This is a genomic window from Actinoplanes ianthinogenes, assembly GCF_018324205.1.
In the GTDB taxonomy this organism is placed as follows: Bacteria; Actinomycetota; Actinomycetes; order Mycobacteriales; family Micromonosporaceae; genus Actinoplanes; species Actinoplanes ianthinogenes.
Genome location: NZ_AP023356.1, coordinates 1,529,450 through 1,543,225 on the forward strand (window position 1 = coordinate 1,529,450; position 13,776 = coordinate 1,543,225).

At 72.3% G+C, this 13,776-nt stretch carries 13 protein-coding genes; 3 read left to right on the forward strand and 10 right to left on the reverse strand.

What is annotated here, in order from left to right:
* Nucleotides 1-13: 13 nt before the first annotated feature.
* The 9 genes from Aiant_RS06925 to Aiant_RS06970 form a co-directional block, all read right to left on the reverse strand.
* Nucleotides 14-316: a hypothetical protein gene (locus Aiant_RS06925; RefSeq protein ID WP_189336908.1), complete on the reverse strand. Its 303-nt coding sequence runs from the start codon at nt 314-316 to the stop codon at nt 14-16.
* 116 nt (nt 317-432) lie between these two features.
* Nucleotides 433-1,131 carry a DedA family protein gene (locus tag Aiant_RS06930; RefSeq protein ID WP_189336907.1) on the reverse strand — a complete coding sequence of 233 codons (699 nt, stop codon included), beginning with the start codon at nt 1,129-1,131 and terminating at the stop codon, nt 433-435.
* Between the two features lie 214 nt (nt 1,132-1,345).
* Nucleotides 1,346-2,530, reverse strand: a complete 1,185-nt coding sequence (locus Aiant_RS06935) for an MFS transporter (RefSeq protein ID WP_189336906.1) — start codon at nt 2,528-2,530, stop codon at nt 1,346-1,348.
* Nucleotides 2,531-3,416: 886 nt separating this feature from the next.
* Nucleotides 3,417-4,355, reverse strand: coding sequence for a transcriptional repressor LexA (lexA, locus tag Aiant_RS45465; RefSeq protein WP_189336905.1), 939 nt, complete (start codon nt 4,353-4,355; stop codon nt 3,417-3,419).
* A gap of 90 nt (nt 4,356-4,445) precedes the next feature.
* On the reverse strand, nt 4,446-4,715 hold the full coding sequence (locus Aiant_RS06950; protein WP_189336904.1) for a DUF1905 domain-containing protein: 270 nt from the start codon (nt 4,713-4,715) through the stop codon (nt 4,446-4,448).
* A 77-nt stretch (nt 4,716-4,792) separates the two neighbouring features.
* A complete protein-coding gene (locus Aiant_RS06955) occupies nt 4,793-6,187 on the reverse strand; it encodes a hypothetical protein (RefSeq protein WP_189336903.1) in 1,395 nt (464 codons plus the stop codon).
* Nucleotides 6,184-6,831 (reverse strand): hypothetical protein, encoded by a 648-nt coding sequence (locus Aiant_RS06960; protein ID WP_189336902.1) that lies wholly within the window; start codon nt 6,829-6,831, stop codon nt 6,184-6,186. Before Aiant_RS06960 ends, Aiant_RS06955 begins: the two co-directional genes overlap by 4 nt.
* Complete coding sequence (locus tag Aiant_RS06965) at nt 6,828-7,703, reverse strand: hypothetical protein (RefSeq protein WP_229831493.1); 876 nt, start codon at nt 7,701-7,703, stop codon at nt 6,828-6,830. Before Aiant_RS06965 ends, Aiant_RS06960 begins: the two co-directional genes overlap by 4 nt.
* 5 nt (nt 7,704-7,708) lie before the next feature.
* Nucleotides 7,709-8,773, reverse strand: a complete 1,065-nt coding sequence (locus Aiant_RS06970) for a hypothetical protein (RefSeq protein ID WP_189336900.1) — start codon at nt 8,771-8,773, stop codon at nt 7,709-7,711.
* A 116-nt stretch (nt 8,774-8,889) separates the two neighbouring features.
* Here Aiant_RS06970 and Aiant_RS06975 point away from each other — a divergent pair, with 116 nt between their 5' ends.
* Nucleotides 8,890-10,077, forward strand: coding sequence for an FAD-dependent oxidoreductase (locus Aiant_RS06975; RefSeq protein ID WP_189336899.1), 1,188 nt, complete (start codon nt 8,890-8,892; stop codon nt 10,075-10,077).
* A gap of 103 nt (nt 10,078-10,180) precedes the next feature.
* Here the strand turns inward: Aiant_RS06975 and Aiant_RS06980 are convergent, their stop codons facing one another.
* Nucleotides 10,181-11,119, reverse strand: a complete 939-nt coding sequence (locus Aiant_RS06980; protein WP_189336898.1) for a LysR family transcriptional regulator — start codon at nt 11,117-11,119, stop codon at nt 10,181-10,183.
* 70 nt (nt 11,120-11,189) lie between these two features.
* Here Aiant_RS06980 and Aiant_RS06985 point away from each other — a divergent pair, with 70 nt between their 5' ends.
* Together Aiant_RS06985 and Aiant_RS06990 are read left to right on the forward strand one after the other, a co-directional pair.
* Nucleotides 11,190-12,029 carry an SDR family NAD(P)-dependent oxidoreductase gene (locus tag Aiant_RS06985; protein WP_189336897.1) on the forward strand — a complete coding sequence of 280 codons (840 nt, stop codon included), beginning with the start codon at nt 11,190-11,192 and terminating at the stop codon, nt 12,027-12,029.
* Between the two features lie 276 nt (nt 12,030-12,305).
* On the forward strand, nt 12,306-13,724 hold the full coding sequence (locus Aiant_RS06990; protein WP_189336896.1) for an NAD(P)/FAD-dependent oxidoreductase: 1,419 nt from the start codon (nt 12,306-12,308) through the stop codon (nt 13,722-13,724).
* The last annotated feature ends 52 nt before the right edge of the window (nt 13,725-13,776 follow it).

The window sequence follows — 13,776 nt, forward strand, 5'->3', positions numbered from 1 at the left end:
CGGATGGGCTCGGTCAGCCCTTCACCCACGACGGGACGTAACCGCTGAGCAGCGCCACCGCGGCGATGGCCAGGGCCAGCCCGAGGCCGGCCAGCATGCCGACACCGATCGCCTTGAACCGCGGGTTGTTCACCGCGATCGCCCCGACCGAGGCGGTGATCGGCGCGATGCAGCAGCCGCCGGTGCCGTAGAAGTAGATCCACTGGTTCGGGTCGTCGGTGTCGGTCCACAACCAGTTCGCGGCGAACAGGCCGAGGCCGACGTGCAGCGCGAGCACAAGAAGGGCGACCAGCACCGCCATTGATCCCTTAGCCACACGGGAACGTTAGCCGCACCTGTCCCACCAGACACGCGAGCAGCGCTATCAGTTTCCCCGCAAACTCGTGGTCAATCCCACATTTCGGTCGGCCGTCGCGGCCGGCGACCGGTCGATCACCCACGGCTCCGGTCCGCGGTCGGCTCCCGGTCCGCTTCCTCCCGCTCTCCGGATCGCGGTCCGGATCGCGGTCCGGTCCGTCGGCGCGTCAGACCGGTGACCCGGCGGCCCAGCGCAGCCGCGTGCCGCTGCGCCGCCATCGCCGCCAGCGTCACCACGCCGGCACTGAGCCACGCCATCGCGAAACCGGCCAGCGGATGATCCGCGAACGCCACCCCGCCCAGATAGCCGAGCAACGCGCTCTGTGCCGCCCAGACGACCGCGCCGGCCGCCGTGAAAGCCGCGTAGCGCCGGGCCGGATAGCCCACCGCACCGGCGGTGAACGCCGTCACCGGCCGCACCCCGGGCACGTAGCGACCGAGAACGATCAGCGGAGCACCGTGCCGCCGCATCACCGCCAGCACCCAGTCGTGGATCACCGCGCCGCGCCGGCTCCGGCGCAGCCGCCCGGTGACCACGGCACCGCCCCGCCGCCCGGCGAGATAGGCCAGCCCGTCCCCGAGCGTCACCCCGGCCGCCGCCGCGAGGATCACCGCGATCAGCGGCGGCCGCCCCGTCTCGGCCACCCCGACGCCGACCGCCATGATGATCGTCTCGCTCGGGATGAACGGCAGCACGACGTCGAACAGAGCAGCGGCCAGCACGACCACCAGCACCCAGCGGCCGGTGGCCAGCAGATCGACGTACTGCGACATCGGCACCTCCCCGCCGACCCGAGATTCGCAGCCCCGGGCGGCGCGGGAATGACATCCACGGATACGCCGGGCGTCCTGTCCCGGAACCGGGAGGCGTCGCCGCGCCCCGGGACACACCCGTGCGTCGCGGGTCGGTCCCGGGTGGGACTGCCTCGCGGTTGGCCACGGGAGTGGGCTGTTGCGGTTGGCGGGGCACCAGAACGTACCGAAAAGGTCAGGAACCGACCGCGGCCTCGCGCCGATCGGCGGGGTGGCGGCCGGTGAGGGACGCCGCGGACATCGCGCCGACCGCCAGCAGGCCGGCCACCGGCGCGAAGGCGAAGCCGGAGCGGAGGCTCTCCCCGACCAGCGGCCCGGTGATCGCCGCGCCCGCCGCGCTGCCCACGGTGAACGCCGTGATGATCCAGGCGAACGCCTCCACCGCGGTGCCGGCCGGGGTGAGCCGATCGGCGGTCAGGAAGACGGCGGTCAGGACCGGCGGCAGGGACAGCCCGGCCACCGCGAGCAGCAGCGCCATCGGCCACGGCCCGGGAATCGCCAGCAACGGTACGAATCCGGCGGCCAGCCCGACGGTGACCAGCGGGAGACGAGCCCGTCCGCCGGGGCGAACCCGCATGTAGACCAGGCCGCCGATCAGCGCGCCGGTCGCCTGCGCGGCCAGCAGCCAGCCGCTGATCGACCGGTCGCCGACCGCCTCGGCATACCCGGTGACCGCCACCGGGAGGCTGCCGATCGCGGCGCCGGCGCAGATCACGCCCAGCAGGATGACGACGAAGCGGAACACGCGCAGCGGCCCGGCCCAGTGCCGCACCGCGGCGACACCGCGCCAGGTGCGGACCGCAGGCGTGGCGGCGAAGATCGCTACGCCGGCGAGCTGGAGCACCGCGGCGGCGAGCAGACCGGCGGGCGGGCCGGCGATCGCCACCGCGGCGAGGGTGACCAGCGGACCGGTCACATAGATGACCTCCTGGACCGCGATGTCCAGCGAGTAGGCCGCGGCGATCGCGTCGGGCTCGACCAGATCCGGCCAGAGAGCGCGGAGGCACGCCTCCAGGGGCGGGGTGCCGAGCCCGGCCAGCAGCGCGCCGGCCAGCGTGACCGCGAGGGCGTGCCCGCTGACCGCCACCAGGACGAAGCCGACGCCGGAGAGCAGGGCGGAACCCCACAGGACCGGGGGTTGCCGCCAGCGGTCGACGATCCGGGCGAGGATCGGCGCGCTGACCGCCATGCCCGCGGTGTAGGCGCCGACGACCAGGCCGGCCAGCGTGAGGCTGTGCGCCTCGCGGGCGAAGAGCAGCAGAGCGAGGGGGGCCGAGGCCATGGGCAGGCGTCCGGTTTGGCTCGCGATCAGAAGACGTTTTACGTACGCGGTGGAGAGCAGTTTGGTGAGGGCGGACATGCGTCGCTCTTTCGTTCCGGGGGTGGGCGCTCGGGCGGGGGATTCGCGTCTTGGTACCGCGCCGTATCGGTGGCGGCGGTGCGCCTGGGCATCGCGTCGCGTCGTCTCGCTGGTGGCCGGGTGCGCATGTGCAGGCCGCGCCGCTGTTAGCGGAGTGCGCATGTGCGGACCGCGCCGCTGGCGACGGGGCGGATGTACAGACCGCGCCGCTGATGACGGGGCGCGCACGTGCGGACCGCGCCGCTGGTGACGAGGTCGCATGTGCAGACCGCGCCGCTGGAGACGGGATGCGCACGTGCGGACCGCGCCGCTGGCGACGGGGTCCGCATGTGCAGACCGCGCCGCTGGAGACGGGATGCGCACGTGCGGACCGCGCCGCTGGCGACGGGGTCCGCATGTGCAGACCGCGCCGCTGGAGACGGGATGCGGGTGCGCGCCGCGCCGCCGGATCGCTGATGGCGGGGATGCGGGTGCGGATGCGTCGCGGGCGGCGGCACGCGTCAGTGCGAGAGCGGCCCTCAGGGGGCGAAGTCGGCCCGGTCGTGATCGAGGCCGTAGAGCGGCAGATCCGGCGTGACCCAGCCCACATAGGCGGCGGCGATGGCGTCGATCGGGGTCACAAGCCGCACCCTACCGGATGCCTGCCGGGCATTCCGGCCGCCGGATTGTTTCAACCCGTGGACGCGCGGTCTCTCGTTCCGCGGTCTGGATGCTGCTGAAGCGTTTCACGGCTCGAGGAATCCCGGCGCAAAGGATCACTGGAGCGCCGCGCGCCGAGCGGATCGAGACTCCTCCTTGGCGCGGGCGAACTCCGGCACCGCTCTGGGACCGGGTCGACGGCTTCACGACGCCACCGCTGTCCGGGCGGGCTGGCGGCTCAGGCCGCTCAGAGGCGGCGGATTACGGAAACCACCTTGCCCAGGATGACCGCGTCGTCGCCAGGGATGACCGCGTAGCCGGCATTCCGCGGGACCAGCTCGACGTGCCCGTCGCGCCGCTGGAACGTCTTGACCGTGGCCTCGCCGTCGATCATCGCGGCGACGATCTCACCGTTCTCCGCGACCGGCTGCTGGCGGACCACCACCACGTCACCGTCGCAGATGGCTGCGTCGATCATCGAGTCACCTTTGACATTCAGCGCGAACAGCGTGCCGTGGCCGACCATCCCGGAAGAGACCACCAGGTGATCCAGCACATGCTCCTCCGCCAGGATCGGCGCACCGGCCGCGATGTCACCCAGCACCGGGATCGCCACCACCTGGTCAGGCCGGATAAACTCCCGCACCTCGGCGAGCCGACCCTCAGCCGCCCCGGGCTCCCGGACATCGGACAAGCCATCGGCACCCGCAGCCCCGCGCCCCCGCGCCCCGGCCAGGCCGCCCCCCGAAGCCGCCGTCCCGCGCTCTCGTGCGTCGGCCAAGCCACCCGAACCTGCAGCGCCGCGCCCCCGCGCCTCAGCCAAGCCACCCGCAGTCCCGCGCCCCCGCGCCTCGGCCAAGCCAGCCGAACCCGCAGCCTCGGGACCTCGCGCCCCGGCCTGGCCACCCGCGCCCGGCTCGGCCGGACCCGCCACGCCCGCGGCCCGGTGCTCTCGCACCTCGACCGCCCGTGACCCGTGTGGCTGCCGGCGCAGCAACCCGTGCCGCTCCAGCACCTTGAGGTGATGCGCCACCGACGACGGCGACACCAGCCCGACCGCCGCCCCGATCTCCCGCACGGTCGGCGGAAAGCCCCGCTCCCGCACCGACTCGCGGATGACCGCGAGAATGCGCTCCTGCTTGGCGCTGATCCGCGGTCGCGGCTCGTCGCCGACATCGACGCTCATGTCCGGCACCTTACCCGATGATTAGATCAAATGTACGAACCGTGACCGAAACCGCACGTTCGAGCGATCGGATCGGCACATCGGCAATCCTCACTCTCCCAGTCTGGACAGGTCCACCTCCACCTCGACCCGCACGACGTCACCGTGATCCTTCCCCGCGCGTATCTTCTTCGGCACCGCGAGCAACCAGCCCGCCTGCCGGTCCCACCACACGCTCGTCGCCCAGCTCCTCCCGTCCACGGTCGCCGTCACCGGCACCCGGCCGAACGCCCCGGCCGTCTCCGGCGCATGCTCCACCGGCACCGGAGCGAAAACCCAGCCGCTCTCCCCCGGCCACCGCACCAACTCCGCTTCGAACACCCCCACAACATGCCACGACCCACCGACAAAAACGCCCGGCCGAGACGGGGTCCAGCGAACAAAAGTGGAGATGAGATTCAGCGCACAAAGAGGAGGAACAGCCCGGCCCAGGTGCAGCCGATCATGAAGAGAACCAACGGAAGCTCATCAGCAAGCGTCACCAGAACCGGCCGTGCCTGCCGAGCGGGCCGAGCCGCGCCACCGATCGCCTCCCCAGCCACCGGCGAGGCGTCTCCGGCCACTGGGGAACCATCCCCAGCCACCCGCGAGACGTCCCCGGCCACTGAGGAACCATCCCCAGCCACCCGCGAGACGTCCCCGGCCACTGAGGAACCATCCCCAGCCACCCGCGAACTCACCAGCGAGCGCCGACTCCCCCCAGCCAGGGCCGCGTCATGCGCGACGATCACCCCGACCACATGCCCCGCCAGGATCAGCGCCACTTGAGCCCCGGCGATCACCCCCGGAATGGGCACCACGTTCCACCCCACCCCGGCCCACAACCCCCACTGCTGCCCGAGCAGCAGAACCCCCCGAGGCGCCGCCACGATCAGCAGGGACAGATAGTGCGCCAGCGTGTACCCCACCGCGATCGGGATCAGCGAAGCCGTCACGTCCAGCCCACCGGCCGTCCGGCGGACCGCGAGCAGCACCCCGGCACAGATCAGCACCAGCGCGCCCGTCGCCACCACCGCCGGATGCCCGGCCCGCTGCACGAACCCGGCCCACACCGGCGACCCGGAAGCGCTGTCGAAGACCGTCGACCCCCACCACACCGCGACGAACGCCGTCAGCCCGACCCCGGCCACCGGGAACGGCGCGGCCAGCCCGCTCAGCGGCCTCGGCCACCGCACCGGGCTGAGCCGCCCGGCCAGCGACGAATACACCTCGAAACAGTCGCCGCGGGCGAACCACTCCTCACCCCGGAGCGCCGCCATCCCCAGCTGCGCGACCGCGTAGCCGACCAGGCACCAGCCGATCACGCGGGGCTCCGTCCGGCCCGGCGCCACCAGCTCGAACCACACGAACGCCAGCAGCCACCCCACCGCGGGCCACATGCCCCACCCGGGACCCGGGCGCAGTCCCGCCGCCGGCAGCCGCAGCACCCGGAACAGCGTCCGCAGCGGATTGACCGCGCGCCACACCGGGCCGGACACCACGCTCAGCGGCACCAGACCGACCCAGAGCCAGACGAAGATCGCGTACGCCGCGGGGTTCGTCCCCCCGGCCGGGCCGAGCAGCGCGTTCCCGACCAGGTACAGCGAGAGCAGCAGCACCAGCCCGCGCAGCACCGGAAGCCAGCCCGCCGTCCGCACCGACCGGGGCACGCCGCCGCCCAGCCGCGGTGTGGTCCACCAGAGCGCCGCGATCAGGAACGACAGCACCACGGTCGCCGCGCCGGCCTGCAACACCAGGTCGAGCGGCAGGGGCAGGTCCGACGAGCCACCGACCCCGTGGGCCAGCGGCCTCACTTCACCTCGAGCTGCAGGAGCAGCGTGTCCGGGTGCGCCTCGACGTCGAAGAGCCCGGCCTGCGAGGCCACGAAGACGATGCACGCCGGCTGGCCGGGCTGCACCGAATATTCCAGCTCGTAGCCGTGCACGTGGATGTCCGCGGCGACGTCGGCGGACACCCCGAGCCGCACCTGGCTGCCGAGCGGCACGCTCACCCGGTGCGGCGCGGGTGACGCCTTCCCGTCCTGGAGCGCCGCGGTCGCCACCACCTGGTCCGGCGAGGGCGATCCGCACGCGGCCGGGGTGGCCGCCTGAGCGGGCGGGGCGGCCGTGCACCCGGGCAGCAGCGCCAGCGCGGCGAGCAGGAAGGGCACCGCCCGCAGCGCCCGCCGGCCACCCGACGAGGGCGCGCCCGACGAGGGCGCCGGCGTGGGCATCACCGGGCCGCCGAAGTCCACCGGCTCGCGGCGGATCAGCGCCAGCACGCCCAGCTGCGCGAAGACGGCGATCGACGCCGACGACACCACCAGCACGAACGCCGCGAACAACGACGCGAAGGTGAGCAGGCTGGTCGCCGACATCAGCACCTTGAGCCCGAAGAGCGCCGGGACCGCGAGGACCACCGACGACACGAGCAGCAGGAGACCGGTCCAGGCCCTCACGAAGGCACCTCCGCGACCACGGCCGCGCGCTGCGCGAGCCTCCGCAACACCGACGCCCCGGCCACCGCGACCCCGGCGCCGAGGCCCAGCGCCAGCACCACCAGCACCCGCTCGACCAGCGGCGGCCCGGCGAACGGCAGCACCGCCCGGTGGAAGGAGGTCACGTCCGGCAGCACGAACACCGCGGTCAGGGCGGCCCCGGCGCAGACCGCGAGCAGTCCGGCGGGCCGGCCGCGCAGGGCCACCACCGCGCCGCCCAGGAGCAGCGGCCAGGCCAGCAGGTTGATCCCGGCGGCGCTGAGGAAGGTGCCGAGCAGGGGCGCCGACTCGACGGCCAGGGTGGAGCCGAGCACGTGGGTGATCGACGCGGCCATCGCGATCGCGCCGGCCGCGGCGAGCAGCAGGTCGGCGCGGTGCAGGCGGCGGGCGATCACGGGTACGGCCACGGCCGACACGATAGCCAGCGCCCACCAGGGCAACGGGTTCGGCGCCTGCTCGCCGGTGAGCACCCCGGCCACGGTGACGGCGGTGCCGGCGGCGTCCAACGGGACCGTCCAGTTCACCGTACGGAAAGCCCCGAGGTCTTTGCCCTCCGGAGCGAACCGTGAGTCTGCCCAGGTCAGCTCGCCGCCGGCGGGGACGGTCCGGTCGAGGTCGCGGACCGTGACCGGGCCGGAGGTGTGGTTCGTCAAGCGGAGCTTGGCGCCGTCCTCGATGGCGATCACGGTGAGCCCCGGGATCTGTGGTGTGATGGCCACCACCTGGCTGCGCGCGTCGGTGGCGACCAGGCCGCCGGCGTGCGCCGCCGCCGGACCGGCCGTCGCGAGGAGAATCCCGGCGACGGCGGCCAGCAACACCAGGAGGCGACGCACCGGGCTCACTCCGGCTGCAGGCGCTGGATGCTGCGGACCACCAGCACGGTCCCGGCGCCGGCCAGCGCGGTCAGCGTCAGCAGGCCGCTGACGATGTGGATGTTCCACCCCACGGTGCCGGTCTGGATCTTGCCGACCAGCAGCACGGCACCCCAGACGATCGGCGGCGCGACCAGGCCGAGGGTGATCCAGCGTGCCGTCACCGGCAGCGTGACCAGGGTGCCTCCGACGCGGAGCAGCAGCTCGACGACGGGCGCCGCGACGGCCACGGTCAGGTGCGGCCACCACGGGCCCTGCGAGGCGAACATCAGGTGCATGAGCAGCGCGGGGATCGAGACCAGTGCGGTCGGCAGGCCGATCGGCAGCCGCCAGCGCCGGCCGATCATCAGGATCGGGACGAGCAGCAGGACGGTGCTGAACAGGTAGCCGTGCACCAGCTGGCCGTCGATGGAGAACACGTTCGGCTCGGCGTGGCCGGTGCCGAGGTGGTAGAAGCCGAGCGCGGTGGCGTGCAGCGAGTAGATGTGCAGCGGGAGCACCGCGAACAGCGCCGAGATGCCGACCAGGAAGGCGTTGCCGATGCTCAGCAGGCGGCCGGGGACGGTGGCCGTCATCAGCGCCGGGCCCATAGCGACCAGCACCATGCCCAGGATGATCAGCTCGTGGCTGGGGCTGACGAAGATCTCCAGGTTCTTCTCGATCCCGAAGATGTTGTGCCACAGCGTGTCCATGCCGCCGCCGACCAGCAGCGACGCCATCCCGGCGAGCGGGATGCGCAGCGCGTTGGGCAGGGCCAGCAGGCTCTGGTACGTCGGGATCGCCGGGAGCCGCGACTTCATGATCCAGAGGAGGGTGAAGCCGGACGCCGCGATGCCCGAGTAGAGCACGCCGTGCCACGGGGTCCAGAACGTCTCCAGCTCCGGCGTGGTGGCGTGCGCGTAGGCGTCGAGCTGAAGCCCGATCACCAACCAGGCGCTCGCGACCAGCAGCACCCACCGCTCACGCGCGGCGAACGCCGGACCGGTGGTCGCGTCGTCGACCACCTGCGGCCGCTCCACGGACGTAGTCACGTTTCCCCCTCTGATCGATCCGGGCGAAGGTAACCTACATCGCCCGTGTTACATGAATCGATCAGGAATGACCCTGATTCCGGGCGTTCGGCGGACGACTTCCGGAGGGACCACCGATGACCTCGAACGTCGTGGTGGTGGGTGGCGGCATCGGCGGCCTCGCCACCGCCCTCTCGCTGACCCGCGCCGGGCAGCGGGTCACCGTGCTGGAACAGGCGTCCGCCTTCGGCGAGGTGGGCGCCGGCATGCAGATCGCGCCGAACTGCACCCGGATCCTCGACGAGTGGGGCCTGCTCGGCGAGGTGCGGTCGCTGGGCGTGCTTCCCGAGCGCATCGTCATGAAGGACGCCGTGGACGGCGGCGAGCTGAGCGCCCTCGACCTGCACGACGTGGAACGCCGCTACGGGTTCCCGTACCTGGTGATCCACCGCACCGACCTGCACGGCGTGCTGCTGCGGGCCTGCCGGCGAGCGGGCGTCGAGCTGGTCACGGACGTGACGGTCACCGCATATTCGTCCTCACCGGCCGGGGCCGCGGCGATCCACGACGGCGGCACGGTCGCCGGCGACGTGGTGATCGCCGCGGACGGGCTCCACTCGACGGCCCGCCGGATCCTCAGCGACGACGAGCCGGTCAGCTCGGCCTACGTCGCCTACCGCGGCGCGGTCCCGATCGACCGGGTCGCCGAGCTCGACGTGCACCTCAAGGACGTGGTCGTCCACATCGGCCCGCGCTGTCACCTGGTGCAGTACCCGCTCCGTGGCGGCGAGATGTTCAACCAGGTCGCCGTCTTCGAGTCGCCCGGGGCCCGGCTCGGCAAGGCGGACCGGGGCGGCCCGGACGAGCTGGACGCGGCGTTCGAGGGCACCTGCCCCCAGGTCCGGGCCGGCCTGCACCTGATGTGGCGGGACCGCCGGTGGCGCATGGTCGACCGGGACCCGATCGACAACTGGGTCACCGGCCGCCTGGCCCTGGCCGGCGACGCCGCCCATCCGCCGTTGCAGTACCTGGCCCAGGGCGCGGTCATGGCCATCGAGGACGCCTGGGTCCTCGGCGCCCACGCCGGCCGCGACCCCGATTGGGACGGTGTCCTGGCTGCCTACAACGCGGTCCGCCCCGCACACTGCCGCCGGGTCCTCACCACCGCCCGGTCCTGGGGCGAGTTCTGGCACCACGACGGCCCCCGCCGCGCATGGCGCAACAAACTCCTGACCGAGCGGGACACCTACGACTACTCGTACGTGGACTGGCTCTTCGGCCCGACCGCCCTGACGCCCGACCAGGAACCCCCGATGTTCCGCTGAGCGGCCGAGCCGTTCCTCCAGGTCGAAGACGAGCGTGCCCCCCGTCCGGGCGAGGGTCGCCGAGGACCGGGAAAGAACCCGGCCATGGCGGCCCGCACTCGCCCTAATCCGGGCCGCGCTCGCCCTCCGCGACTGCTCCCGTGGCCGCGGCTTGAAGCGCCTCGGCCAGTCGCGCCGCCGCGGGTGACAGCGGATCGTGCACCCAAGCGAGAGTCATCCGCCGCCCTTCCTCCGGACCACCGCGGACCGGCAACACCCGCACTCCGTCCGGCACCGAGCCGGCCAGCATCGGCGGGATCGTAGTCAGGCCGCACCCGGCCGCGACCAGGTGCAATTTCGCCAGCCAGTCCCGGGCCACGTGCGCGATCACCGGCCGCTCATCGAGCCCGGGCCACACACCCATCAACCGCTCGTTCCCCGCACTCTGCCCGGCGATCCACTCCTGTCCCCGTAGGTCCCTCACGTCCACGAACGATCCGCCGGCCAGCGGATGCGTAGCCGGCACTGCCACCATCAAGCTGCGGTCGGTCAGCACTCGCGTCCGCAACGGCGGCGCCTCCGTGTCCGGCGGCCGATGCGGCGGCTCTGTCGCGATCACAGCCAGGTCGAGGCTGCCCGCACGCAACGCGCGGATCAGGGCTGGCGTGGAGGCTTCGCGACTGGTCACGGTCACTCCGGGATGCGTACGCCGCAACGCGCTCAACGCACGGGGCACCAACGCAGCGCCGGCGCTGGTGAACCATCCGAGCCGCACCCGTCCGCCGGCACCCGGCAACCCGGCCAGCTCACGCGCCGCCGCGTCGACCTGCTCTGCCACCGCAACGGCACGGCGCAGCACGATCTGCCCCGCCGAAGTCAGCCTCACCCCCTCGTGTCGTCGCTCCAGAAGATCCGCCCCCACGGCTCGCTCCAGAGCCGCGATCTGCCGGGAGACGGCCGACTGCGTATATCCCAACGCGGCAGCCGCGGCGGTGAAAGTCCCGCGCTCCGCCACCTGCCGGAACACCCGCAACGCTACCAACGACGCGTCCGTGATCGCCATGACTTCTACTCATACCAGGCATGAGTAAATCTCGTTGGCCGCATGACCCGCACCGACCTAACTTGGGCGCATGACTTCACGGATCGCCCTGGTCACCGGGGCTACTCAGGGGCTCGGCACGGCGCTGGTGGCCGGTCTCGCCCAACGCCTGGACGCCGACGACACCGTCTATCTGACCGGCCGCGACGCGGCCCGGGTGGAAACGGCCGTCGCCTCACTTCCGGCTACAGAGGCTGAGGTACGCGGTGAGGTGCTGGATGTGTCCGACCCGGAGTCGGTCACCCGGCTCGCCACCGAGCTGGAGCGCCGGCACGGCGGGGTCGACATCGTCTTCAACAACGCGGTGATGCGCGTCGGTCCGGACGACGACCCACGCGCGATCATCGACGACTACGCGCAGGTCAACAACTTCGGCACCACCCGGGTGTTGCGCGCCCTCGCTCCCCTGATCCGCGACGGCGGCCGCCTGATCGTGGTGGCCAGCTCTCTCGGCACACTCCATTTCCTGGCCCCGGTGCTGCACAGCCGCTTCGACGCGCTGCCCTCTCTGGACGCGGTGGACGCCGCCACTGCCGCCTGGTCCGCCGAGGTCCGCGACGGGCGCGCTCGAGCCGGTGCGTGGCCCGGATTCATCAACATCCCATCCAAGATCGCCCAGGTCGCCGCCGTCCGTGCGCTCGCCGGCCAGCGGCGGCAGTCCGACGCCGGCCGTGGCATCCTCCTGGCCGCGGTCTGCCCCGGGATGATGAACACCCCGACATCAGCCCTCTGGTGGGACGTCAGTGGCGCACCCAGCCCCGCCCAGGCCGCCGGCCCCCTGCTCTCCCTGGCTCTGGATCCGGTCAAGCCGGACCACTACGGCGAGCTGGTCCGCGACGGCGCTGTCCTCCCGTGGCGCCCAGCCGCTTGACCACAGCCTCCCGCTTCACGCCCGCCCACCGCGCTGTGGAACGCCGCGATCCAGCTCAGCGCATGCAAGATGGCGAACAGTACGGCTACATCACGGCGAGCATCAGCGTCGGGACGAATGCCCGATCTCAGCCGGGAAGCCCAGGTGAGGAGGCCGCCGCGATCTGTCCTGGACCATGCGTTCGGTGAGAAAGCGCACGTGAGTGGTCATTTTCACGGCACACGGGTATGCGGAGATGCGCTGTACTGAACGGATCGACTGGGACGGGAGCAGGCAATGACGCAGGCAAGTCACCGCCAACGCGTGGTCGTGGTGGGAGCCGGTTTCGGTGGGCTCTTCGCGATCAAGGCGCTGCGCAAGGCTCCGGTGGACATCACCCTCATCAACGGTACGGCCTACCACCTCTTCCAGCCGCTGCTCTACCAGGTGGCGACCGGGATCCTGTCCGAGGGTGAGGTCGCTCCGCCGATCCGGGAGGTCCTCCGCCGCCAGCAGAATGTGGACGTCCGCCTCGGCTGGGTGCAGGACGTCGACGTCGAGAACAAGGTCGTCTCGGTGGCCGGGCCGGGCATCGAGTACACGGTGGAGTACGACACGCTGATCGTGGCGGCCGGCGCCTCGCAGTCGTACTTCGGCAACGACAAGTTCGCCGACCACGCACCCGGCATGAAGAGCATCGACGACGCCCTCGAGCTGCGCGCCCGGATCTTCGGTGCGTTCGAGGTGGCCGACCTCCAGACCGATCCGGAGGCGGCGCAGCGCTGGCTCACCTTCGTGGTGGTCGGCGCCGGACCGACCGGCACCGAGCTGGCCGGGCAGATCGCCGAGCTGGCCCACCGCAACCTGCCGGGACAGTATCGGCACATCGACCCGCGCAAGGCCCGGATCATCCTGGTCGACGCGATCGGGGCGGTGCTGAACACGTTCGGCGACCAGCTCTCCGCCGGCGCCCAGCGCGAGCTGGAGAAACTCGGCGTCGAGGTGAAGCTGAACACCAAGGTGGTCGGCGTGGACTCGACCGGCATCGAGGTCGAGGACGCCGACGGCCGGCACCGCATCCCGTCGGTGACCAAGGTGTGGGCGGCCGGGGTGGCCGCGCCGCCGCTGGCGGCCAAGCTGGCCGAGGCGACCGGGGCCAAGACCGACCGGGCCGGCCGGGTGTTCGTGGAGAAGGACACCACGCTGCCCGGGCACCCGGAGATCTTCGTGCTCGGCGACATGATGAATCTGGCCGGCGACGACGGGAAGCCGCTGCCCGGGGTGGCGCAGGTGGCCATCCAGAGCGGGCGGCACGCGGCCGACCAGATCAAGCGGCGGCTCGGCGGCAAGGAGACCGGGCAGCCGTTCAAGTACTTCGACAAGGGCAGCCTGGCGACGATCTCCCGGTTCTCCGCGGTGGCGAGCATCGGCAAGGTGCACCTGTCCGGCTTCCCGGCCTGGGTGGTGTGGGTCGCGGTGCACCTGTTCTACCTGGTCGGCTTCAAGAACAGGGTGACCGCGGTGCTGCACTGGGCGGTCAGCTTCATCGGGCGCGGCCGCTCGGAGCGGGTGGCGACCCAGCAGCAGGCGTTCGCCCGGCGGGCGATAAGAGAGTACGGCGACCCGTTCGCCCGGGAGCGCGCCGAGTCCGGCGACCTGCCCGCCCCCACGCAGGCCGCGGCGCCGGAGCGGGAGCCGCTGAGCGTGCGCGAATAGACGGCCGGTCGGGCGGGGCGGATGGCCGTTGCGGTGGTGATCTTTCGTCGGG